The sequence below is a fragment of the Streptomyces sp. NBC_01537 genome (assembly GCF_045040445.1).
GTDB lineage: Bacteria > Actinomycetota > Actinomycetes > Streptomycetales > Streptomycetaceae > Actinacidiphila.
The window spans coordinates 6,513,539-6,537,402 of record NZ_CP109392.1; the positions used below are offsets into that span (position 1 = coordinate 6,513,539).

General features: G+C 69.9%; 19 protein-coding genes. 13 read left to right on the plus strand and 6 right to left on the minus strand.

Features of this window, described 5'->3' with window-relative positions:
- Positions 1-67: 67 nt before the first annotated feature.
- A complete protein-coding gene (locus OG607_RS30005; protein WP_405730147.1) occupies positions 68-4,060 on the plus strand; it encodes an Rne/Rng family ribonuclease in 3,993 nt (1,330 codons plus the stop codon).
- Positions 4,061-4,160: 100 nt separating this feature from the next.
- Here the strand turns inward: OG607_RS30005 and OG607_RS30010 are convergent, their stop codons facing one another.
- A complete protein-coding gene (locus OG607_RS30010) occupies positions 4,161-4,538 on the minus strand; it encodes a hypothetical protein (RefSeq protein ID WP_405730149.1) in 378 nt (125 codons plus the stop codon).
- 230 nt (positions 4,539-4,768) lie between these two features.
- On the opposite strand from OG607_RS30010, the gene rplU reads away from it, so the two are divergent.
- From rplU to OG607_RS30060, 10 genes are all read left to right on the plus strand, one after another.
- Complete coding sequence (rplU, locus tag OG607_RS30015) at positions 4,769-5,089, plus strand: 50S ribosomal protein L21 (RefSeq protein WP_329317733.1); 321 nt, start codon at positions 4,769-4,771, stop codon at positions 5,087-5,089.
- A 14-nt stretch (positions 5,090-5,103) separates the two neighbouring features.
- Complete coding sequence (gene rpmA / locus OG607_RS30020) at positions 5,104-5,361, plus strand: 50S ribosomal protein L27 (protein WP_405730151.1); 258 nt, start codon at positions 5,104-5,106, stop codon at positions 5,359-5,361.
- A gap of 115 nt (positions 5,362-5,476) precedes the next feature.
- Positions 5,477-6,913 (plus strand): GTPase ObgE, encoded by a 1,437-nt coding sequence (obgE, locus tag OG607_RS30025; protein WP_405730153.1) that lies wholly within the window; start codon positions 5,477-5,479, stop codon positions 6,911-6,913.
- A 101-nt stretch (positions 6,914-7,014) separates the two neighbouring features.
- A complete protein-coding gene (locus OG607_RS30030; protein WP_405730155.1) occupies positions 7,015-7,137 on the plus strand; it encodes a hypothetical protein in 123 nt (40 codons plus the stop codon).
- 119 nt (positions 7,138-7,256) lie between these two features.
- Positions 7,257-8,453 (plus strand): hypothetical protein, encoded by a 1,197-nt coding sequence (locus tag OG607_RS30035; RefSeq protein WP_405730157.1) that lies wholly within the window; start codon positions 7,257-7,259, stop codon positions 8,451-8,453.
- 270 nt (positions 8,454-8,723) lie between these two features.
- Positions 8,724-10,217, plus strand: coding sequence for an SDR family NAD(P)-dependent oxidoreductase (locus OG607_RS30040; protein WP_405730159.1), 1,494 nt, complete (start codon positions 8,724-8,726; stop codon positions 10,215-10,217).
- Positions 10,218-10,352: 135 nt separating this feature from the next.
- Positions 10,353-12,410 (plus strand): hypothetical protein, encoded by a 2,058-nt coding sequence (locus OG607_RS30045; RefSeq protein ID WP_405730161.1) that lies wholly within the window; start codon positions 10,353-10,355, stop codon positions 12,408-12,410.
- Between the two features lie 149 nt (positions 12,411-12,559).
- Entirely contained in the window at positions 12,560-13,351 is a 792-nt protein-coding gene (locus OG607_RS30050) for a class I SAM-dependent methyltransferase (protein ID WP_405730163.1), read from the plus strand.
- Positions 13,352-13,555: 204 nt separating this feature from the next.
- Positions 13,556-14,380, plus strand: a complete 825-nt coding sequence (locus OG607_RS30055) for a hypothetical protein (RefSeq protein ID WP_405730165.1) — start codon at positions 13,556-13,558, stop codon at positions 14,378-14,380.
- A 127-nt stretch (positions 14,381-14,507) separates the two neighbouring features.
- Positions 14,508-15,314, plus strand: a complete 807-nt coding sequence (locus OG607_RS30060) for a hypothetical protein (protein WP_405730167.1) — start codon at positions 14,508-14,510, stop codon at positions 15,312-15,314.
- On the opposite strand, the gene rfbD is transcribed toward OG607_RS30060, so the two are convergent.
- The 5 genes from rfbD to OG607_RS30085 all read right to left on the minus strand — a co-directional run bounded on the left by rfbD (position 15,303) and on the right by OG607_RS30085 (position 20,977).
- Positions 15,303-16,193: a dTDP-4-dehydrorhamnose reductase gene (rfbD, locus tag OG607_RS30065; RefSeq protein WP_405737145.1), complete on the minus strand. Its 891-nt coding sequence runs from the start codon at positions 16,191-16,193 to the stop codon at positions 15,303-15,305. The genes OG607_RS30060 and rfbD overlap by 12 nt on opposite strands.
- A gap of 107 nt (positions 16,194-16,300) precedes the next feature.
- On the minus strand, positions 16,301-17,350 hold the full coding sequence (locus OG607_RS30070; protein WP_405730169.1) for a hypothetical protein: 1,050 nt from the start codon (positions 17,348-17,350) through the stop codon (positions 16,301-16,303).
- 60 nt (positions 17,351-17,410) lie between these two features.
- On the minus strand, positions 17,411-18,829 hold the full coding sequence (locus OG607_RS30075) for an FG-GAP-like repeat-containing protein (RefSeq protein ID WP_405730171.1): 1,419 nt from the start codon (positions 18,827-18,829) through the stop codon (positions 17,411-17,413).
- A 94-nt stretch (positions 18,830-18,923) separates the two neighbouring features.
- Complete coding sequence (gene rfbB / locus OG607_RS30080; RefSeq protein WP_405730172.1) at positions 18,924-19,913, minus strand: dTDP-glucose 4,6-dehydratase; 990 nt, start codon at positions 19,911-19,913, stop codon at positions 18,924-18,926.
- Positions 19,910-20,977 (minus strand): glucose-1-phosphate thymidylyltransferase, encoded by a 1,068-nt coding sequence (locus OG607_RS30085; RefSeq protein WP_405730174.1) that lies wholly within the window; start codon positions 20,975-20,977, stop codon positions 19,910-19,912. Before OG607_RS30085 ends, rfbB begins: the two co-directional genes overlap by 4 nt.
- A gap of 217 nt (positions 20,978-21,194) precedes the next feature.
- On the opposite strand from OG607_RS30085, the gene OG607_RS30090 reads away from it, so the two are divergent.
- Entirely contained in the window at positions 21,195-23,210 is a 2,016-nt protein-coding gene (locus tag OG607_RS30090; RefSeq protein WP_405730176.1) for a glycosyltransferase family 2 protein, read from the plus strand.
- Positions 23,211-23,222: 12 nt separating this feature from the next.
- On the plus strand, positions 23,223-23,819 hold the full coding sequence (rfbC, locus tag OG607_RS30095) for a dTDP-4-dehydrorhamnose 3,5-epimerase (protein ID WP_405730178.1): 597 nt from the start codon (positions 23,223-23,225) through the stop codon (positions 23,817-23,819).
- The last annotated feature ends 45 nt before the right edge of the window (positions 23,820-23,864 follow it).

A 23,864-nucleotide genomic window follows, 5' to 3' on the forward strand; every position in this document is an offset into this window, starting at 1 on the left:
CCGACGAGCTATACGACAGCTCCCGTGTGGCGCTTGCGCCCGGGAGCACGACGGGAGAAATGCCCGCATGCTCGAACTGAACGAGCCCAACGAGGCGCCGCAGACCGGCGCCACCGATGCCGCCACTGGCGGCCCTGACAGTGAAACGACGGCCGCTCCCCCGCGCCGTCGACGGGCGGCTTCCCGTCCGGCGGGCAGCCCGCCGGCCGCAGCCGCAGGGGAGACCGTGAGCGAGGTCGTCACGGCTCCGGCCATACCGGCCACGGTCGAGACATCCGAGCCCGCCGAGGCTCCGGCAGCGCCTGCGCGGCGCCGTGCCACCCGTAAGGCGACCGCTCCGGCGGGTGCGCCGAAGGCGGCGGAGGAAGCAGTGGAGGCCGCCGAGACCCCGGCGCCCGCGCGTCGCCGGGCCACCCGGAAGACGGCAGCTCCGGCGGAGGCTCCGGCAGCGGAGGCCCCGGTTCAGCAGGCCCAGGAAGAGGCAGCGGAGGCCGAGGCCGCTCCGGCCCGTACGCGGCGCCGGGCGACCCGGAAGGTGGCCGCTCCGGCGCCCGCCCCGGAGCCGGTGGCCGAGGTCCCGCAGGAGCCCGAGGCCAAGGCTGAGGTGAAGGCCGAGGTCAAGGCTGAGCCCAAGCCGCGCCGTACGTCGCGCAAGCGCGCTGCGGCGCCGGCGGCGTCGTTCCTCGCGGGGGACGACGGGTCGCGTCGGCTGAAGCCCGGCGCGCTGGCGCCGAAGGAAGCGGCCGAGCAGGTTGCCGTTGAGGCAGCACCCGTAGAGGCGGCAGCACCCGTAGTAGAGGCGGTAGCCGTGCAGGCCCCCGTGGAGGAGGCCCCCGCGCGGGCCCGCCGCACCCGGAAGCGGGTGGCGGCGGCCGTGGAGCCGGTGACGTACCCGGCGAAGGCTGTGCGGGACGGCAATGGCTGGGCCGTCGAGGTGGAGAACGCGTTCGAGATCCGCGGCTATGGCGCGACGGTCGAAGAGGCGCGGGCGAAGGCCGTGGAGGCCGTCGCGGAGGCGTTCGGCGTACCGGTGGCGTCCGTGACGGTCGAGGTCGCCGAGGCGGAGCAGGCAGCAGAGCCGGTCGAGGCCCCGGAGGCCCAGGACGCGGCTCCCGCGCGTGGTCGGCGTCGGGTCGTACGGCCGCCGGTGGCGGTGTTCCAGCCGCCGGTGTTCCAGGCACCGGAGGCACCCGTGGCGCCGGTCGCCGCGCCTGCCGTGGCGCCGGAGCCCGAGGCCGCCGAGGTGGCCGAGGAGCGCGAGGACGAGGAGTACGGGACCGGCTCGCGTCGCCGCCGTCGGCGCCGGGGTGCGCCTTCCCCGGCCGTGACGGCAGCGCGGGACGAGGTGGTCGAGGAAGCCCCCGAGGCCCCCGAGGCAGCCGAGGAGATCGAGGCCGACGAGCACGACGGCGCCGAGGACGACGCCGACGGCCGTCCGTCGCGCCGCCGTCGCCGTGGTGGCCGTCGTCGCCGCCGTGGCGAGGCCGTGGACGGCGAGGAGGGCACCGCCGCCGAGTCCGAGGAGGGCGAGGAGCCCGAGGACGGCGAGGAAGCCGCCGCCGAGCACGAAGAGCACGAGGATGACGCGGCCGACGAGCACGGCAGCGTGAGCAGCCGCCGTCGGCGTCGCCGTCGCCGCCGTAGCGGTGACGCCGCCGAGAGCGGTGGCGGTGCCGAGGGGGCCGACGACCCGGAGCGTACGGTCGTCAAGGTCCGCGAGCCGCGTGCCGCCAAGGCGGAGAGCACCGTAGGTACGGGCACCGGCAACGCCTTCGACGAGGTGACGTCCATCAAGGGCTCCACCCGTATGGAGGCCAAGAAGCAGCGCCGCCGCGAGGGCCGTGAGCAGGGCCGCCGCCGGGTGCCGATCATCACGGAGGCCGAGTTCCTGGCCCGCCGTGAGGCCGTCGAGCGCGTAATGGTGGTCCGGGAGACCGGCGACCGTACGCAGATCGGCGTGCTGGAGGACAACGTCCTCGTCGAGCACTACGTGAACAAGGAGCAGGCCACCAGCTACGTCGGCAACGTCTACCTGGGCAAGGTGCAGAACGTACTGCCGTCCATGGAGGCCGCCTTCGTCGACATCGGCAAGGGCCGCAACGCGGTGCTGTACGCCGGTGAGGTCAACTTCGAGGCGCTCGGCATGGCCCACGGGCCGCGCCGCATCGAAAGCGCGCTGAAGTCCGGCCAGTCGGTCCTGGTGCAGGTCACCAAGGACCCCATCGGCCACAAGGGCGCCCGCCTGACCAGCCAGGTCTCGCTGCCCGGCCGGTACCTGGTGTACGTGCCCGAGGGCTCGATGACCGGCATCAGCCGCAAGCTGCCCGACACCGAGCGGGCGCGGCTGAAGACGATCCTCAAGAAGATCGTCCCCGAGGACGCGGGCGTGATCGTGCGCACGGCGGCCGAGGGCGCGAGCGAGGACGAGCTGGCGCGCGATGTCGAGCGGCTGCAGGCGCAGTGGGAGGACATCCAGAAGAAGGCGAAGACCGGCAACGCCCCGGCGCTGCTGTACGGCGAGCCGGACATGACGGTCCGGGTGGTCCGCGACATCTTCAACGAGGACTTCACCAAGGTCATCGTCAGCGGTGACACCGCGTGGGAGACCATCCACGGCTATGTCTCGCATGTCGCGCCCGACCTGACCGACCGGCTGTCGAAGTGGCACAGCGACGTCGACGTCTTCGCGACGTACCGGATCGACGAGCAGCTGCTCAAGGCGCTGGACCGGAAGGTCTGGCTGCCGAGCGGCGGCTCGCTGGTGATCGACAAGACCGAGGCGATGATCGTCGTCGACGTCAACACCGGCAAGTTCACCGGCCAGGGCGGCAACCTGGAGGAGACCGTCACCAGGAACAACCTGGAGGCGGCCGAGGAGATCGTGCGCCAGCTGCGGCTGCGCGACCTGGGCGGCATCGTCGTCATCGACTTCATCGACATGGTCCTGGAGTCCAACCGCGACCTGGTGATGCGGCGCCTGCTGGAGTGCCTGGGCCGGGACCGCACCAAGCACCAGGTGGCCGAGGTCACCTCGCTGGGTCTGGTCCAGATGACCCGCAAGCGGGTCGGGCAGGGGCTGCTGGAGTCCTTCTCCGAGACCTGCGTGCACTGCAACGGCCGTGGCGTCATCGTCCACATGGACCAGGCGACGACGGTCGGCGGTGGCGGCAAGCGCAAGCGGCGCGGCCGCGGCGGCGACGCCGACGGTGAGGTCGAGGTCGCGGAGACCGTCGAGCACGAGCACGAGGCCGAGGTTCTGGAGTACGACACGGAGCCCGAGCTCGAGCCCGTCGCGGTCACCGAGGCGGACCTCGTGCCCGCCGTCGCCGGTGACGACGAGTGGTACGGCAGTCCTGCGGAGGCCGAGGCCGCCGCAGGGCGCCGCAGCCGCCGTCGCGCCTCGCGCCGTGCCACGGCGCCGGTGAGCTCTCCGGAGGCCCCCGCCCAGGCCGAGGTCGTGGTCGTCACTCCGGCGCCCGCCCCGGTGACGGAGCCGCAGGCCGCCGATGCCGCCTTGGCCGCCGAAGTGGCGGCACCGGTCGCCGAGCCCGTGGCGGAGCCCACTCCGGCGCGTACCCGGCGTCGTGCCACCCGCAAGGTCACGGCTCCGGCGGGTGCGCCCCCGGCCGCCGAGGCCGAGGTCGTCGTCGTGCCGACGGTGACCGAGCCGGTGGCCCCCGCCGAGCCCGAGCCGGTGGCCGAGCCCGTGGCCGCCGCCGAGCCCGCTCCGGCGCCCGTACGGCGTCGTGCCACCCGTAAGGCGTCGGCTCCCGCCGGTTCGCCGAGCGCGTCGGCCGAGGCCGCCGTGGTGGTCGTACAGACGGCCACCGAGGTGGTCGACGCGGAGCCCCAGGCGGAGCCCGAGGCGGAGCCCAAGAAGCGGGCGCCGCGCAAGGCCGCCGCCAAGAAGGCTCCGGCGAAGAAGGCCGCCGCCAAGAAGACCGCGGCCAAGAAGACGGTCGCCAAGAAGGCCCCGGCGAAGAAGGCGGCGGCCAAGAAGACCGCGGCCGCCGAGCAGACATCCCCGCCCGGGGTGTCCGCCGAGGCCGACGCCTCGTAATGGCGTAACGCCGACACCGAAGCGGGCCGTTCCTCGCATGCCGCGAGGAACGGCCCGCTTCGGCTTGGCCGCACTGGGGCCGGGCAGGCTCGGGCAGGCCCTAAAGGCAGGTGGCCTTGAAGGCGGTCGCGCCCGGCCGGGCGCGGAAGGCCACCTTGTGTCCCGCGTCGTCGGAGAAGACGGCCCGGGTGTCGGAGGTCAAGGTCATCGTGCCGCGCTGGGAGGGATTGTCCCATCCGTCCGGCGGGTTTCCTGAGCCGTCGTCGAGGGGGGTCTCCGCCTCGAAGTAGGTTGTGCCGACCAGAGCCTCGTCGATCCCGCAGTGCGTGTAGAGGTCGAAGGGGACCGACTGGCCGGGCGACGGGGTCGCCCCGGTGGTCCCCGCGCTCACCTCTGCGGCGGCAGAGCATGAGATGAGGCCGGCGGCCAGGGCGAGGCACCCGAGGGCGCGGAGGAGCTGTCCAACTCTCTTGGTCATGGCCCTTCGACGGCCGGACCGGGAGGCCGGTTCCGCGGGTCCGGTTTGACCCTCCAGGGGCCCGCCCGTACTCTTGTCATTCGGTGTGCGTCAAGTACGCCACACGCTCCTGAGCAACTCCCTCCGGCTCAGCCGGAGAGGCCGCTCACTCCATTCGGGATCGTCGCGGGCCTCGGCCTGTGCGAGTGGCTGGCATCAGGGGTCCCGTATCGAGCGAGAGGTAGATCCGCGTGTACGCAATCGTGCGCAGCGGTGGCCGCCAGCACAAGGTGGCTGTCGGCGACATCGTTGAGGTTGACAAGATTTCCACCGGCAAGGTGGGCGACGCGGTCGAGCTCTCGACCCTGCTCGTTGTCGACGGCGAGGCCGTCACCAGCGACCCGTGGGTGCTGGCCGGTATCAAGGTCGCGGCCGAGATCGTGGACCACCACAAGGGCCAGAAGATCGACATTCTTCGGTACAAGAACAAGACCGGCTACCGCCGTCGTCAGGGTCACCGTCAGCAGTACACGGCGATCAAGATCACCGGTATCCCCACGGCTGCGAAGTAAGGGACTGAGGAGAGATGGCACACAAGAAGGGCGCATCGTCCACCCGGAACGGTCGCGACTCCAATGCTCAGTTTCTCGGCGTGAAGCGTTTCGGCGGCCAGGTCGTCAACGCCGGTGAGATTCTCGTCCGCCAGCGCGGCACCCACTTCCACCCCGGCGCCAGCGTCGGCCGTGGCAAGGACGACACCCTGTTCGCCCTGGCCGCCGGTGCGGTCCAGTTCGGCACCAGCCGTGGTCGTCGTGTTGTGAACATCGTTCCCGTCGCTGAGTAATCAGCCTCTGTAGCGAGACCGAGGGCGGATCCTTCTTCTCCGTTTGGGGAAGCAGGTCCGCCCTTGGCGCGTTACGCAAGTGAAATTCCCGTACGTATCTGGAGGAACCCCTGCCATGACCACCTTCGTGGACCGCGTCGAACTGCACGTCGCCGCGGGTAACGGGGGCCACGGCTGCGCCTCCGTACACCGGGAGAAGTTCAAGCCGCTCGGCGGACCGGACGGCGGCAACGGCGGCCGTGGCGGCGATGTGACGCTGGTCGTGGACCAGTCGATCACCACGCTGCTCGACTACCACCACAAGCCGCACCGCAGCGCCACCAACGGCAAGCCCGGCGAGGGCGGCAACCGCTCCGGCAAGGACGGTACGGACCTGGTCCTGCCGGTGCCGGACGGGACCGTCGTCCAGGACAAGGACGGCAATGTGCTGGCCGACCTCGTCGGCCACGGCACCACGTTCATCGCCGGCCAGGGCGGCCGCGGCGGCCTCGGTAACGCTGCTCTGGCCTCGGCCCGCCGCAAGGCGCCGGGCTTCGCGCTGCTGGGCGTGCCCGGCGAGGCGCGGGACATCGTGCTGGAGCTCAAGACCGTCGCCGACGTGGCGCTGGTCGGGTACCCGAGCGCGGGCAAGTCCTCGCTGATCTCGGTGCTTTCGGCGGCGAAGCCGAAGATCGCGGACTACCCGTTCACGACGCTGGTCCCGAACCTGGGCGTGGTCACCGCCGGCGGCACCGTCTACACCATCGCCGACGTCCCCGGCCTCATCCCCGGCGCCAGCCAGGGCAAGGGCCTGGGCCTGGAGTTCCTGCGGCACGTCGAGCGCTGCGAGGTGCTCGTCCACGTCCTGGACACCGCGACGCTGGAGTCCGACCGCGACCCGGCCACCGACCTCGACGTCATCGAGGCCGAGCTGCGCGCGTACGGCGGCGGCCTGGAGAAGCGGCCCCGCATCGTCGTCCTGAACAAGGTCGACGTTCCCGACGGCCAGGACCTCGCCGACATCATCCGCCCCGAGCTCGAAGCCCGCGGCTACGACGTCTATGAGGTCTCCGCCGTGTCGCATCACGGCCTGAAGGAGCTGTCCTTCGCCCTCGCCAAGGTCGTCGCCGACGCCCGCGCGGCGAAGCCCGTCGAGGAGTCCACCCGTATCGTCATCCGGCCCAAGGCCGTCGACGACGCCGGCTTCACGGTCACCGAGGAGGACGGCACCTACCGCGTCCGCGGCGAGAAGCCCGAACGCTGGGTCCGCCAGACCGACTTCGCCAACGACGAAGCCGTCGGCTACCTCGCCGACCGCCTCAACCGCCTCGGCGTCGAGCAGGCCCTCGCCAAGGCCGGCGCCCAGGCGGGCGACGAGGTCGCCATCGGCCCCGAGGACAACGCCGTCGTCTTCGACTGGGAGCCCTCCCTGGCCGCCGGTGCCGAAATGCTCGGCCGCCGAGGCGAGGATCACCGCTTCGACGCCCCGCGTCCGGCCGCCCAGCGCCGCCGCGACCGCGACGCCGAACGGGACGACGCGCTGCGGGAGTTCGAGGAGTACAAGCCCTTCTGACGCCTCGGCCACGCTGCCCGGACCCCCGCCCCGGATCCCCGGACGGAGTCCGGGCAGTCGCCCGAAGCTTGTGAGGCCCCCTTGGGCCGAGCGATGCGAGGGTGGCCGGGGGAGGTTCAGCCCACCGCTTCGACGCCCCGCGTCCGGCCGCCCAGCGCCGCCGCGACCGCGACGCCGAACGGGACGACGCGCTGCGGGAGTTCGAGGAGTACAAGCCCTTCTGACGCCCTCAGGCACGCTGCCCGGATCCCGGTGGGGGTCCGGGCAGCGGGCTGAGGGTCCCATGTCGGTCACATGGTTCTCTCAGCGAGTTTTCAGTTTTGGGGATTACCGTCCCTTTGCCATGAGCGACGCAACCTCCAACCCCGCCTGTACCTCCGGCCCCCGCATCACCCCTGTGCCCCCGGGCACCCGGCTCGTTCACATCGGGCCCCACAAGACCGGGACGACCGCCATCCAGGGCGCGCTGTTCGAGGCGAGGGAGCGCCTCGCGGAGCACGGCGTGGAGTTTCCGGGAGACGACCGGCATCCGATGCACGCCGCGCTGGCGGTGACGGCGAGGCCGTCGATGATGGGGGACGCGGAGCCCGACGAGCGTCACTGGCTCAAGCTCCTGGACCAGGTGGAGGCGACCGGCGACCGGACCGCGGTGGTCAGCAGCGAGTTCTTCTCGGAGGCCGGCGAGGAGGCCATCCGCCGGATCATCCAGGACCTCGGCGGGGAGCGGGTGCACGTCGTCGTGACGCTGCGGCCGCTGGTGAGGATCATGCCGTCGCAGTGGCAGCAGTACGTCCAGAACGGCCTGCGCATGGGGTACGAGAACTGGCTCCACCACATGCTGCGCAAGGCGCCGTACGAGAAGCCGAACCCGAGCTTCTGGCGGCGGCACCGCCACGACCGGCTCATCGAGCGGTGGACGGCGGCGGTGGGCCCGGAGAATCTGACGGTGATCGTGGTGGACGACTCGGACCAGGAGATGATCCTGCGGTCGTTCGAGTCGCTGCTGGGGCTGCCGGAGCAGGTCCTGGCGCCGGTGCCCGATGCAGCGAACCGGTCCCTGACGCTCGGCGAGATCGAGATGGTGCGGCACTTCAACGTGGCGTTCCGCGGCAGTGAGCTGCCGGAGCAGCTGTACTCGAGGCTGATCCGGTACGGGGCCGTGGTACAGATGAAGACCGGGCGGACCCCGTCGGCGGGCGAGGCGAAGGTGACGACACCGCAGTGGGCGGTGGAGGCGGCCGCGAGGATCGGCGCCGAGATCGCGGAGCGGATCGGGGAGCTGGAAGTGCGGGTGGTCGGCGATCCCGGGCTGCTGCACAAGGTCCCGTCGGCCGCCGGGCCGGAGCATGAGCCGTCTGCTCCGCAGATCGCCCCGGAGGCGGCCGCGCAGGCGCTGTTCGGTGTGCTCTCGGCCCAGGCCTGCCAGTCGGCGCCCGCCGCGAAGGGCAAGCCCGTGCAGGAGGTCCCCTCCGGCGAGCTGGTCAGGGTGCTCGCGCGGCGGACCCGGCGGCGCCTGAAGCGCGGTCTGCGGCGTAAGTGAGCGGCGGGCGGGCGGTGAGTCTGTGGTGGACAATTCGAGGACGACCCGTAGGTGATTCACAGGGAAGCCGCGAAATCCAGTCACCAAAACATCCGTGATGTGTGGAGTGCGTCACATCGGTCACCCTCTGTTTGCCCGTGGCCGTCTCGTCGGGTCAAGGTGAACCGCAGGTAGCCGACACATTCCGCGCGGGAGGTGTCCGCCTTGCTAGGTGGTAACACCGAATGCGACCATCGGTCCATCCCTCGTCATCGCAAGGTAGGTCTGTCTGTGTCCGAGCCCATAGCCAAGCCCCGCACCATCGCCGTCGTGCTGGCAGGCGGTACGGGTCAGCGTGTCGGTCTTTCGATCCCGAAGCAGCTGCTGAAGATCGCCGGCAAGGCGGTCATCGAGCATACGCTCGCGATCTTCGAGGCGGCGGAGGGCATCGACGACGTCTTCGTGCTGATGGCGCCGGGCTATGTGGGTGAGGTCGAGAAGATCGTCGCCAAGGCCGGACTCACCAAGGTCACCAAGATCATCGAGGGCGGCTCGACCCGCAACGAGACCACCGAGCGCGCGATCGCCGCGCTGAGCGAGGGCCTCGCCGAGGGCGAGGACCGCAATGTGCTGTTCCACGACGCGGTGCGCCCGCTGCTGTCGCAGCGTGTGATCAGCGACTGCGTGGCCGCGCTGGAGCGCTACACGGCGGTCGACGTGGCCATCCCGTCGGCGGACACCATCATCGTCACCCGCACCCACGGCGGCGACGGCGAGTTCATCACGGACGTGCCGGACCGGTCCCGGCTGCGCCGCGGCCAGACCCCGCAGGCGTTCAAGCTGTCCACCATCCGGCGGGCGTACGAGGTCGCGGCGGGCGACCCGAACTTCCAGGCCACCGACGACTGCTCGGTGGTCCTGAAGTACCTGCCGGACGTGCCGATCTATGTCGTGCCCGGCGACGAGTACAACATGAAGGTCACCCAGCCGGTCGACGTCTTCATCGCCGACAAGCTGTTCCAGCTCGCCTCGCAGACCGCTCCGGACCAGGCGGACGACGCAGCCTACGGCCGGCTGCTGGCGGGCCGGACGCTGGTGGTCTTCGGCGGCTCGTACGGCATCGGCGCGGACATCGCCGAGCTGGCCAAGAAGTTCGGCGCCAGCGTGTACCCGCTGGGCCGCTCCACGACCGGTACGCACGTCGACAACCCGGAGCACGTGGACGACGCGCTGTCGAAGGCGTACGCGGAGACCGGCCGGATCGACTACGTCGTCAACACCGCCGGCGTGCTGCGCATCGGCAAGCTCGCGGAGACCGACAACGCCACGATCGAGGAAGCACTTCGGGTGAATTACCTCGCGCCCGTCCAGATCGCCCGCGCGGCGCACAAGTACCTCGTTGAGACCAAGGGCCAGCTCCTTCTTTACACCTCCAGCAGCTACACCCGCGGCCGCGCCGAGTACAGCCTGTACTCCTCCACCAAGGCGGCCATGGTCAACCTCACCCAGGCGCTCGCCGACGAGTGGGCGGCGGACGGCATCCGCGTCAACTGCGTGAATCCGGAGCGTACGGCGACGCCCATGCGCACCAAGGCCTTCGGTCAGGAGCCCTCGGGCAGCCTGCTGTCCTCCGAGGCGGTCGCGCGCACCTCGCTGGACGTGCTGCTGTCGGCCCTGACCGGCCATGTGATCGACGTACGGCAGCAGGACCCGACCAAGGGAGCGGGTGCTTCCGGATTCGAGCATGCTCTGGCCGCTGTTTTGGCCCAGGGTGAGGAATCGTAGTAATATCTACTAACTTGTGAGTATCGGGTCCCTGGGAATACCGTGCGGTGTTTCCGGGGACCCGATCCATTGGTTGTGAAATTTGTGCTCCGTACCGCATTGGACCAATTCCACATTCCCAGGAGTGGGCACCTCGTGATATCCAAAGCCGTTCGCCTGGCCCGGGTCGACACCGGGGCCGAGCTGGCCGCCGCGCTGCTGCTGATGGTGAGCTACCCGCTCATAGTGGCCGCGGCCCTGCTCCCGAGTATGTGGCTCTTCGTCACCGCGGGGGCGGTCAGCTACATCAGCGACTGGTACCTGCACCAGCGCGGCACATATCTGATCAACCGGCTCAGCAAGGCGCGCGCCGGTCTGTCCATCCGCGTCCTGACCCGCGAACTGATTGTCATCCTGTTCCTGGCGCGCACCGACATGGGCGACAAGTCGCTCTACTTCGCGGCCATTGTCTGCTTCCTGTCCTTCTACGCGCTCCAGGCCCCGCACAGCGCACTGCTGACGCTGATCCGCAATCGCCGCAAGCTGCCGTTCTCCACCCGCAACATCGACCTGAACGGGCTGTGGATCCCCAACGCCCCGTCGTACCGGCTCACCAACCGGGCCGCGGAGAAGATGCTGCACCTGGACCTGGCGGCCATGGTCGGTCTGATGATCTCCGCCGGGACCGACAACAGCGTCTACGGTTTCGTGGGCGGCGCGGTCACCCTCCTGCTCGCCACGCTCTACGTCGTGGCCCTGCTGCCCTACCTGGGGCCCAAGCGGCTCCCCGCCAACACCGACAAGGCGCTGGAGTTCATCGACGAGTGGCTGCGCGCCTACAAGCCGACCACGGTGCTGTTCTTCTCCGGCTCGGCGGACTCGGCGTACCAGGTCAACATGTGGCTGGAGACCATGGCGGAGCTGGACGGGCGCCCGCTGGTCATCCTGCGTGAGCGCTTCATCCTGCCGCAGCTCGCGGACACCGCCGTGCCGGTGCTGTGCGTGCCCGGGGCCGTGCACCTGATGAACATGGACCTGTCGTCGGTGCGGGTGGCCCTCTACCCGGCGAATGTCGGCAAGAACATCCACATGCTGCGCGAGCCCGACGTCAAGCACGTCTTCATCGGCCACGGCGACAGCGACAAGCTCGCCAGCGTCAACCCGTTCAGCAAGGCCTACGACGAGGTGTGGACGGCGGGCAAGGCCGGCCGGGACCGCTACGCGCTGGCGGACGTCGGGGTGCGGGACGAGGACATCGTCGAGGTCGGCCGGCCCCAGCTGGCCCGTATCCAGGCGGGCACCGGCGAGGTCCCGGCCGACCGGATCCCGACCGTGCTGTACGCGCCCACCTGGGAGGGCTGGACGGACGAGCCGGGCAACACCTCGGTGATCCTGGCCGGCGAGAAGATCATCCGCCGGCTGGTCGAGACCGAGCCGCCGGTCCGGGTGCTCTACAAGCCGCACCCCTTCACCGGCACCGTCAACCCCAAGGCCAAGCGGGCGCACGAGCGCATCCTCACCCTGATGGCCAAGGCCGCCGCCGAGCGCGCCGCCGACCCCCGGTTCGCCGAGCCGGCGGCCGCGAGCGCCGCGGACCAGAGCGCGGCGCGGGCCGAGCTGGCCCGGATCGAGGCCGCCCTGGCGGCGCTCGTCGATTCCGGCTCGCAGGCCACCGACGACGCGGAGGCCTCGCGGGACGCGGCCGCCGACCCGGAGCGGGTCACGAAGGCGGCCGCGCTGCGCGACGAGTGGAACGCCGCGTACTGGCGCTCCTTCGGCACCTGGGAGCACCGGACCGTCAGCGGACCGATGCCGCACCTGTACGACTGCTTCAATGTCGCCGACGCGATGGTCTCGGACATCTCCAGTGTGGTCTCCGACTTCATCGCCACCGGTAAGCCGTACGCCATCACCGACTCGGCCGAGCTCGGCGAGACGGAGTTCAAGCGGCAGAACACCGCCGCCCGCGCCGCCCTGATCCTCGACAACAAGGCATCCCGGATCGCCGAGCTCGTCACCGCGGTCACCGATGTGGCCCACGACCCGCTCCGCGCGGCCCGGGGGGATCTCAAGGACTACCTTCTCGGCCCCGACGAGCCCAGCTCGCTGGTGCGCTTCAACACCGCCGTCAACGACCTCGCGGCCAATGCGGAGGCCCGGCTGGCGGGGCAGCGGCTGGCCGGCGAGCCGGCGGCGCGTACCGAAGCGGTCTGACAGCACGATCCGACATCACGAGATGACACCGGGCCACCCTGTGGGTGGCCCGGTTCTGTATTCTCAGCGAAGAGACAGGGTTCACACAGAGACGCCTGGGTACGTGTGCGTCGATCATCGTGGTTTTCCGGACGAGGGGGAGCTCCCGAGTGCACCGTCATGACTTCCTGCGCCAATTGCACCAAGTGTACAAACCGCGCAATTATCTGGAGATCGGCGTCAACGACGGCCGCAGCCTTGCCCTCTCCCGGGTGGCTTCGATCGGTGTCGACCCGGCCTTCAGGGTCGTCACGCAGATCAGCTGTGACGTCCACTTGGTCAAGGCGACCAGTGACGAGTTCTTCGCCCGCAAGGACCCACTGCTGCACCTGCGTCCCGGCCGCAACCCGTTCCGTGCGTTCGCCCGCAAGAACCCGCTGGGCCTGTTCGGTGACCCGGTTCTGGAGCTGTCGTTCATCGACGGCATGCACCTCTTCGAGTACGCGTTGCGCGACTTCATCAACGTTGAGAAGCGCTCCCGCTGGTCCAGCGTGATCGTGCTGGACGACATGCTGCCGCGCAGCATCGACGAGGCGGCCCGCGACCGGCACACCGACGCCTGGACGGGTGACGTCTACAAGGTGGCCACCGTCCTGCGGCAGCACCGCCCCGACCTGCTCGTCGTGCCCGTGGACACCGCCCCGACCGGCGTGGTGCTGGTCTTCGGCGCCGACCCGGACAGCAAGGTGCTCAGCGAGGGGTACGACCGCATTCTCCAGGAACATGTGGTGCCCGACCCGCAGGACGTCCCCGAGGAGATCCTGGTCCGCAAGGCCGCGGTCGCGCCGGAGCGGCTGTTGCGTGCCGACTTCTGGCCCGCCCTGACAAGGGCTCGCAACCTGGGGCGTTCCCGGTCCGCGTTCGGCGCGCTGCGCGGGCGGATCAACTCCCTGGTGGAATGATTTTTTCGGGGCGAAGGAATGAGCAGACGCGATCCTATTGCGTGATCACCAGGTGCGAAAAAACTTCGTGATCACGCGGTTCGTGCTCTGCTGCAAGCGGAGGAACTGCCTCCGTTGCCCTTGTTGGGAAAACCCCTGAAATCTGGCCGCAGTCGTTTCGAAAGTGCCTTACGCGGGCGGTGCGGGGCGCGTATTCTACCCCCCATGACATCCTTAAAGACCGGCATGGACGCGCCGCATGAGCACTACTTCGTCCGTGTGGAAGATCTGGGAGACCGGTGTTGGCGCTGCGGTGTGAGCGGCGCCGATCACGCCCGCTCAGTGGTGGGAACCGACGCGGCGGAGCCCGATGACCTGACCCAGTTGGCCATTCGGTTCCGGACGGACAAGTGGGGGGACCACCGTTACACGCCGCACTATCAGCGGCATTTCGCGCACCTGCGGGACAGGCCCATCAATCTGCTTGAGATCGGTATCGGTGGGTATGCCCGAGACGGTCAGGGCGGTGCCTCGCTGCGTATGTGGAAACACTTCTTCGCGCGGGGGAACATATACGGCCTCGACATCCAGGACAAATCATTCGTCGAGGAGCCGCGCATCCGCGTGTTCCAGGGCGACCAGTCGGACCCCGACCTGCTGACCTCCATAGTCGAGGAGGCCGGAAGGCTGGACGTCATAATCGACGACGGCAGTCATGTGCCCGAGCACATCATTGCCACGTTCAAGGTCCTTTTTCCGCTGCTCGCGGACGACGGAATCTACGTGGTGGAGGACACCCAGACGTCGTACTGGCCCGAATGGGGCGGAAGTGCGGAAGTCGATGATCCTGGCACGTCGATGGCGATGCTCAAGCGCCTCGCGGACGGCCTCAATTACGAGGAATTTGTGACGGAGCCCTATGAGCCGTCCTACACCGACTTGAATATCGTCGGTGTTTCCTTCTACCACAACCTCGCGTTCATTCAGAAGGGCCGCAACGAAGAGGGAACGCGGAAGCGAAAGATTCTTCGCAAGCGCTACTCGGCCTGAGCCACCGCGGGCGGATCGAAGCGCTGACCGCTTGGGGACAGCTCCCTGCGCGAGGGCAACCAAATGGCCCCCGGGCGGGTCGAACCTGTGACAGGTTCGACCGGCCCAGCACTTTCAGGGGGATGTTGTGCAAACTCGTACGGTTCTGAGATCCGCCGCCGCAGGCACGGCGCTTGTGGCGGCCATGCTGCTCCCGGCCGCACCGGCCGCGTTCGCCGACGACAAACCGGCACAGTGCACGGTCTTCGACGACGACAGCCTTGACGTGTCGCTGAGCGGCCTGCCGTTCACGGTGGTCGCCGGCGGCGACTGGGCGGAGTTCACCGTGGTCGTCGGCAACAGGGGCGACTTCACCATCAAGAGCGCCGAACCGTCCGTCTCGGTCCAGCTGTACGACGGGCGCGCCTCCGACTTCGTCCTGCAGTTCAAGGATCCGTCGAGCGGCCAGTGGACAGGCGTGCCCATCTCGTCGGAGCTGGGGACGCCGTTCACCTCGCTGGAGGTGGCGCCGGGGACCACCACGCCGGTGACCATGCGCGTCAGCGCCGCCGCGGCCGCCACCGGCGGCTCCGGATTCATCATGGACACCGGAACGTGGGACAACGGCGACGGGACGTGCGGCAACTCCGACGGTGACCAGGGCGACTTCACGGTGAAGGCCGCCCCGGCGAGCCCGACGGCCTCGGTGTCCCCGTCGGCGAGCCCGACATCCTCGGCATCCGCGTCGGCCTCCCCGTCTGCGTCTGCGTCTGCGTCCGCGTCCGCAAGCGCGAGCGCCGAGCCGTCCTCGTCCGGGGAGGACGGCACCGAGCCCCAGCTCGCGGACACCGGGTCCCCGGCCGTGCTGCCCGGGGCCGCCCTGATCGGGGGCGCCGCCGTCATGGCCGGCGCGGGGGCGCTGGCCGCCGTACGCCGCCGGAGGTCAGCCCGCTGACCGCTCGGCCGCCAGCAGCGCCGGGAAGGCCTCGCGAAGGGCCTCGCGCCAGTCGCGGATGGGCTCGATGCCCGCCGCCCGCCAGCGGTCGTGGCCGAGGACGCTGTACGCCGGACGGGGGGCCGGGCGTACGAAGGCCTCGCTCGTGGTCGGGCGGACCCGGGCGGGGTCCGTGCCGAGCAGCCGGAAGATCTCCTGGGTGAAGCCGAACCAGGTCGTCTCGCCGCCGCTGGTGCCGTGGTAGACGCCCGCCGGGGCACTGCCCGCCAGTGCCGCCCGCCCCAGCCGGACCAGGCGGTCGGCGAGGTCGGCGGTCCAGGTGGGCTGGCCCCGCTGGTCGTCGACCACGTCGAGGCTGTCCTTGATGCCTTCCAGCTTGATCATCGTACGGACGAAATTACCGCCCCCCGCCCCGTACAGCCACGCCGTACGCACCACATACCCGGCGTCGGGCAGGACGGCCAGAACCGCCTGCTCGCCGGCGAGCTTGGTGCGGCCGTACGCGCTGCGCGGGGCGGTGGCGGCGTCCTCGGTGTACGGAGAGGTGCCGTCGCCCGCGAAGACGTAGTCCGTGGAAACCTGGAGCAGCACCGCGCCGTACTCCTGGCAGGCCTCGGCCAGGATGCGGGGGCCGTCGCCGTTGATCCGCAGGGCGTCGGCCTCGTCGGCCTCGGCGTCGTCCACGGCGGTCCAGGCGGCGCAGTTGACGACCACCGACGGGCGGTGCGCGTCCAGTGCCTCGCGCACCGAAGCGGGGTCGGTGATGTCCAGGACCGCGCGGGTCAGGCCGACGGCCTTCTCCCCGTCCTTCTCCAGCCGGGCCAGGAGATCCTGGCCCAGCATTCCGCCCGCTCCGGTGACCAACCAGCTGCCGCTCATCATGTTCCCGTTCTCTGGCGTTCGTGCGCTGTACAGATCCTAGGGCCTGCCCGGCGGACCCTGGCCGGGTCCGCCGGGCAGGCCCTGGTCGTGCGGGGCCTACGGCCTCAGCTCACGAAGTCGCTCTTGTAGAAGACGCTCGCGTCGAACGTGTCGGGGCTTCCCTCGGTCTTCGACGAGAAGCCGAAGGCCAGCCGGGGTGCCCCCGAGACCGTCCAGATCGCCGTGCCCTGGGGCTCCCGCCCGGGCAGGGACGCGCCGGCGGTGGTCTCGAACTTGTCGTAGTACGAGCCACCCGTGTCGTTCAGGTCGAGCGTGACGATGTAGGAGGGGCCGCCCGGGCCACCGTAGAGCAGGTACGCGTACTGCCCGCACAGGGTGATGCCCTGGAACAGGTCGGAATCGGTGAGACCGAGCTCGCTGTTGTTCGGGATCGCCCGCTCGACGAGGCGGTAGCCGTCGCTGAGGCGTCCGGCGACGGCGTCGGCCATGTCGAACACCACGATGCGCCACACCCGGGTGGCGGTGTCGCTGGTCGCGTAGCGGATGAGCAGCCGGTTCGAGTACGGGTCGATGGCCGGCCGGGGCAGTTTGACGAAGCTCGAAATGGTCGGGGTGCGGTCGTAAATGGTGATGGAGGGGCTTGAGTAGACCAGGGTCAGGCCGTCGGTGAACTGGAACCGGGACAGCTTCTCGCCGGCGCCGTTGTCGTCGGAGTCGCTGCCTTCTATCCACAGGTACGGCTCGGTGCCGGAGCCGGTCGGCTCCACGCCCATCGACGAGCCGTGGCCGAACCCCTGGATGGCCATGGCGCCCAGCACATTGCCCGAGAGGTCGGTCTTGGATATCCAGAGGTCACCGTTGTGGCCGGCGCTGTCACCCACTCTGTGCTGCGCGAAGTAGATGTGGTCGTTGACGTTGTCGTACGCGAACGACTGCATGGCCCAGTACGGCTGGTGCAGGGTGGCCCGCCACACCGGGTTGCCTCCGCTGCCCGACAGCACGAAGTGCTTGGACGACGCGACGGTTGCCTGCGCCGATCCCGCGGCCGTGAGCGGGATCGCCGAGCCGACCGCCGCGACAGTGGCGATCTGGGCCCCGGTCCGCAGGAGCTGCCTCCGGCTGAGTCCGCGCGGCTGTCCCTTTGCTGATGGCATGTCGATCACAGTTCTTGTGCCCTTCGATTTGGTTCGAGCAGGTTGCGGGGAGGGTGTCCGTCACCCGAGGGTGAAGCCGAAGTTCGCCCCCTTGTAGGGAGCGCCGATCGTCTTCCCGCCGAGGACGAATGCTGCGTCGGCGGTCAGGCCGGAGGGGCGGCCGCGCAGGAGCCATACAGCTCCGTTCTGGCCGTCCTCCCGGTAGGCGGAGGCGGCGAGATCGGTGTAGCCGTTGGCGTTGACATCCAGCAGGCGGACGGCGAAGCCGAACTGGTCACCCTTCTCGGCGGTGCCCGGCACGCCCTTGGTGTCCTGGCTGACGGCCTGCGCCTTGCTGCCCGTCAGGCCGTTCGCACTGCCGCGCAGCACGATGACGTCACCGGCGTCGCGCGTGCCGCCCAGGTCCTCGGAGGGCACTCCCACGGCCACGTCCTGGTAGCCGTCCTTGTTCACGTCCCCGACCGCCACCGACCGGCCGAAGGCGTCGCCGCTCTCGGTGGCGCCCGGGACGCCCGGGGTGTTCTGGCCGACGGAGTTCCGGCGGGAGGTGCCGGTGATCCCGCTCGCCGAGCCGTAGAGGGCGGTCACCTTCTGGGCACCGGGATCGCCGACGACCAGGTCGCCGTAGCCGTCGCGGTTCAGGTCGCCGATGGCGACGGCGGCTGCAACGTCGGTGCTCATCGGGACCACACGGCCGGTCAGTCCGTCCGGGCCGCCGTAGTACAGCTCGGTGCCGAAGCCGCCGTCGCCGGTGTACTCGGCCAGGGCGAGGTCGGCGTAGCCGTCTCCGTTCACGTCGCCGCTCGCGGTGGCTCTGACGTCGGTGTAGAGGTGGGACCGGCCGTCGAAGTCGCCGGTCGAGGCGGGGGTTCCGGCCCGCGAGACCGGGCCGTTCCAGACCACCACGTCGGAGCCGTACGGTTCGTCGCCGGCCGCTGTGCCGGTGTCGACCAGGGCCAGGTCGGGCTTGCCGTCGCCGTTGAAGTCACCGGCCTGCGCGTAGCTGGAGTAGCCGGGGACGGCGGTGCCGCCGGACAGGCCCCCGGTGCCGCCCCACACGATCAGCGATCCGTGCTCGTACCCGCTGACGACCAGGTCGGTGTACCCGTCGCCGTTCAGGTCCGCGGCGGCGGTGTGCGTCCCGAAGCGCTCGCGTGCGGCCGGGGCGCCCGGGATCCCGGCGGTGGCGCGGCTGATCACCGTGCGGTGCGCGGCGGACAGCCCGTGCGCGGAGCCGTACATCACCGCCACGTACCCGGCGTTGGCCTGCCCGCCGATCGTGCCGCCCGGTGCCCCGACGGCCAGGTCCGGGTATCCGTCGCCGTTGAAATCCTGCTGTGCGGGCACCGCGGCCGTCCCAGCAGCGCGGGCGACGGTGGGGGAGAGGGCGCCGGTGGCCAGGCCGGTGCCGAGAGCGGCAGCCGCCGCCGTCAGCGCGGAGAGGGCCCAACGGGTTCGGGCGCGGGAGTGCGCAGACATACGACAACCCTCTCTTCGATGGCGTTCCGGTGAACAGACCAGCCATGGTCCGAGAGGGTTGTGCGTAGTTACGAAAACTTTTGCTGAGGCTGTGTCAGCTGAGCGCGGCGCGCTCCTTCAGCGGCTCCCACCAGGCGCGGTTGTCGCGGTACCAGGCGACGGTCTCCGCGAGGCCGGTGGCGAAGTCCTTGCGGGGCGTGTAGCCCAGCTCGGTGCTGATCTTGGTGCAGTCCACCGAGTAGCGGCGGTCGTGGCCCTTGCGGTCCTCGACGTATTCGACGCTGGTGTCCCAGTCGGCGCCGCAGGCTTCCAGCAGCAGGCCGGTGAGCTCCTTGTTGGACAGCTCGGTGCCGCCGCCGATGTTGTAGACCTCGCCGGCCCGGCCCTTGGTGCGCACCAGCTCGATGCCCTGGACGTGGTCGTCGATGTGCAGCCAGTCGCGGACGTTGGCGCCGTCGCCGTACAGCGGGACCTTCTTGCCGTCCAGCAGGTTCGTGACGAACAGCGGGATGACCTTCTCGGGGAAGTGGTGGTGCCCGTAGTTGTTGGAGCAGCGGGTCACCCGCACGTCCAGGCCGTGGGTGCGGTGGTAGGACAGCGCGATCAGGTCGCTGGACGCCTTGGCCGCGGAGTACGGGGAGTTGGGCTTCAGCGGGTCCGTCTCGGGCCAGGAGCCCTCGTCGATGGAGCCGTAGACCTCGTCGGTGGAGATGTGGACGAAGGTCTTGATGCCGGCCAGGTGCGCGGCGTTGATCAGCGTGTGGGTGCCGACCACATTCGTACGGACGAACTCGCCGCCGCCGTCGATGGAGCGGTCCACGTGCGACTCGGCGGCGAAGTGCACCACCTGGTCGTGCTCGGCCATCAGCTTGGCGACGAGACCGGGGTCGCAGATGTCACCCTCGACGAAGGCGAACCCCGGGTGCGAGCGCACCTCGTCGAGGTTGGCCGGGTTGCCCGCGTACGTCAGCGCGTCGAGAACGGTGATGCTGACGTCGCCGGGACCCTGCGGGCCGAGCACCGTACGGACGTAGTGGGAGCCGATGAAACCGGCGCCGCCGGTCACAAGGATCTTGGTCGTCATGAGGATATCTGCACCTTGCTGTGGTCGCCGAGGACGAATCGGTGTGCTGCGGGGTTGCGGGGGGCCGGGGTGACCTCGACATCGCGGCCGATGAGCGAGGCCTCGATGCGGCGCACCCCGGTGATGGAGGAGGCGCGCAGGATGATCGAGTACTCGATCTCGCTGTCCTCGATGCGGCAGTCCTCGGAGACCGAGGTGAACGGGCCGACGTAGGAGTCCGTGACGACGGTGCCCGGGCCGATGATGGCCGGGCCGACGATCCGGCTGCCGGTCACCTGCGCGCCGGCCTCGATCCGCACCCGGCCGATGATCTCGCTGGCGTCGTCGACGTCACCTTCTATGACCGGTTCGACGGTCTCCAGGACGGACCGGTTGACCTCCAGCATGTCGGTGACATTGCCGGTGTCCTTCCAGTAGCCGGAAATCGTGGTGGAGCGCACGTCCCGCTTCTGGTCGATGAGCCACTGGATGGCGTGGGTGATCTCAAGCTCGCCGCGCCAGGACGGCTCGATCGAGCGGACCGCCTCGTGGATCGCGGGGGTGAAGAGGTAGACGCCGACCAGCGCCAGGTCGCTCTTGGGCTCCTTGGGCTTCTCCTCCAGGCCCACCACCCGGCCCGCCGCGTCGAGTTCGGCCACGCCGAAGGACGTCGGGTTGGGCACGCGGGTGAGCAGGATCTGCGCGTCCGGCTTCTCGGAGCGGAACTCGTCCACCAGCCCGGTGATGCCGCCGACGATGAAGTTGTCGCCGAGGTACATCACGAAGTCGTCGTCGCCGAGGAAGTCACGGGCGATGAGCACCGCGTGCGCCAGGCCCAGCGGGGCGTCCTGGGGAATGTATGTGGCCTTGATCCCGAGCTTGGAGCCGTCGCCGACGGCTTCCCGGATCTCCTCGGCGGTGTCGCCGACGATGATCCCGACATCGGTGATACCGGCGTCGGCTATCGCCTCCAGCCCGTAGAACAGGACGGGCTTGTTGGCGACGGGCACCAGCTGCTTCGCCGATGTGTGCGTTATCGGACGCAGGCGGGTGCCCGAGCCACCGGAGAGTACGAGAGCCTTCATGGGAGGCATCCTAACCGCGCACCCGGCGGGGGAGCGCGCCGTGCATTCCGCCCCTGTTCAGTAAACCGTCGCCGGAAGTTTGTGATCGGTTTGTGGCCTGGGGCGGTGTCGGCCGGTGCCGCGACCCCGCCGGACACCGGCTAGCCTTGCTCGGACAAAGTTCCGGAGTGTGCGGTGAGCCGGGTCCCGATCAAGCAACTGAGGCGGAAGAAGACACATGCCCATCAAGGTGAGCGTGGTGATCCCGGTCTACAACCCGGGCCCGTACATCGAGGACTGCATCGCCTCCCTTTTGCGTCAGAGCCTGCCGGACAACGAGTACGAAGCGATCTTCGTCAACGACGGCTCCACCGATGGCACCCCCGCCCGGCTGGACCGGCTCGCCGCCGAGCACCCGCACATGCACGTCATCCACCAGGAGGCGTCCGGCTGGTCCGGCAAGCCCCGTAACACGGGCATCGCCGCCGCCAAGGGCGAGTTCATCCAGTTCGTCGACAATGACGACTGGCTGGGCGACGAAGCTCTCGAACGTATGTACAACTACGGCGTCGAGAACAATGCCGACGTCATCGTGGGAAAGATGGCCGGAAAGGGACGGCCGGTCCCGCTCGAGCTGTTCCGCAAGAACCGCCCGCGGGCCAGTGTCGAGAACGCCCCGCTGATCGACAGCCTCACCCCGCACAAGATGTTCCGCAAGGAATTCCTGGACCGGCACAACCTCCGCTACATGGAGGGCCGCCGCCGCCTGGAGGACCACGTCTTCGTCACCGAGGCCTATCTGCGGGCCGGGAACATCTCCGTCCTCAGCGACTACCTGTGCTACTACCACATCAAGCGGGACGACGCCTCCAACGCGGGCTTCCAGCGCTTCGACCCGGTCGGCTACTTCAAGAACCTCCGCGAGGCCCTCGACGTCGTCGAGGAGCTCACCGAGCCCGGCCCGCTGCGTGACCGCCTCTTCCGCCGCTGGCTGCGCAGCGAGATGGTCGAGCGGATGCGCGGCAACCGGCTGCTGAAGCTGCCCGCCGACTACCGCCAGGAACTGTTCGACGAGATCCACAAGGTGGTCGTCGAGCGCTTCGGGCCCGGTGTCGCAGCGGGCCTGCAGCCCACCCAGCAGATCGTCGCCGGACTGATCGCGGCCAACCGGCTGGGCGACATCGAGCAGTTCGCCCAGTGGGAGGCCGGGATCAGGCCCACCGGCGCCCTGGAGAGCCTGAACTGGGAGAACGGCAAGCTGAGGATAGGGTTCACCGCCGAGTACACCGCGGGCGGCGAGCCCATGACCTTCCGTGCCGACGACGACAGCGACGGCGACAAGAGCCTGCTCGCCCCGCCGCTGCCGCAGACCAGCCTGGACGCCATCGCGCTGCTGGGCGCGGACACCTCCGCCCCGCTGAACAAGTCCAAGGTGGACCTGGTCGTACGCGAGCGCGACACGGCGGCGGAGTTCTTCCAGCCCGTCGAGCTGACTCGCGAGAAGGTCGCCGTGGAGGGCCGGGACGGCTTCTTCCGGCAGATCCTGCGGGCCACCGCCGCGGTCGACCCGCTGACGGCGGCGAACGGCGCGGAACTGGGCTCCGGCATCTGGGACGTGCTCATCCGGCTCAGCTCCTGCGGCTGGACCAAGGAGACCCGCCTCGGTTCCGTGCGCGCCGACGGCGTCCGCCAGGGGCGCACGGGCGCCCTGGTCGGCTCCCCGGAGCGCCTGGTGCTGCCGTACTGGACCGACCCGCACGGCAACCTCTCGCTGGACGTCGGCCAGAAGACCAACCGCCTCTCGTACGACCTCGCCGGGCTGACCCCGGCCGAGGTCACGGTCACCGGAGACCCCGCCCGCCTCACCGCGGCCCTGCCGCTGCACGTCCAGGGCAAGGCCGACGTCACGCTCAAGCTGACCGGCCTCGGCGAGAGCCCCACGTCGACGGTGCCCGCCGTGCTGGCGGACCGCCCGGCCGGTGGCTCCGAGCTGACCGCCGACCTTCCGGTGGGCGAGCTGGCCGACGGCCGGTGGCGGCTGGAGCTGATCCTGCCCGCCGCGGGCAAGGAGAAGCCCGCCGCGCTCGCGCTGGCGCTCCAGGCCGAGCGCGGCGCCCTCGTCGTCAAGCCGGTCGCGGCCGTCGCGGCGGCGCTGGCCGCCAAGGGTCCCGAGCGGGGCAAGCCCCCGGTCGTGGCTCGCAAGTCGACGCTGCGCCGTGCGGTGGGCAAGCTCCGCCGGGCCCTCAAGAAGTAAAGGAACACGGATATGCGACCGCTGGGTATCGAAGGCGCGTGGGTGCTGGAGCCGAAGGTCTTCCCCGATGACCGGGGCAGCTTCCACGAGTGGTTCCGCGGCACCGGATTCCGCGAGGCGACGGGCCACGACCTCGCCCTCGCCCAGGCCAACTGCTCGGTCTCCAAGCGCGGCACCCTGCGCGGCATCCACTTCGCCGATGTGCCGCCGAGCCAGGCCAAGTACGTCAAGTGCGTGCGCGGCGCGGTCGTCGACGTCATCGTCGACATCCGCGTCGGCTCGCCGACGTACAAGCAGTGGGAGGCCGTCCGGCTCGACGACGAGACCCATCACGCGGTCTACCTCTCCGAGGGCCTGGGTCACGCCTTCTTCGCGCTGACGGACGACGCCACGGTCGTCTACCTCTGCTCCGAGGGATACGCCCCCGAGCGCGAGCACGGCATCCACCCGCTGGACCCGGACCTCGCCATCGAGTGGCCGGCCGGTATCGAGCCCCTGCTGTCCCCGAAGGACGAGGAGGCGCCGACGCTGGCCGAGGCGGAGGCCCAGGGCCTGCTCCCGGTCTATGCGGACTGCGTGGCGTACCGCGAGGGTCTGCGGCGTCCGTAGGGCGGAACACCGAGGCGTCGCCTCACCGGCCTCGCGTAGATTGCG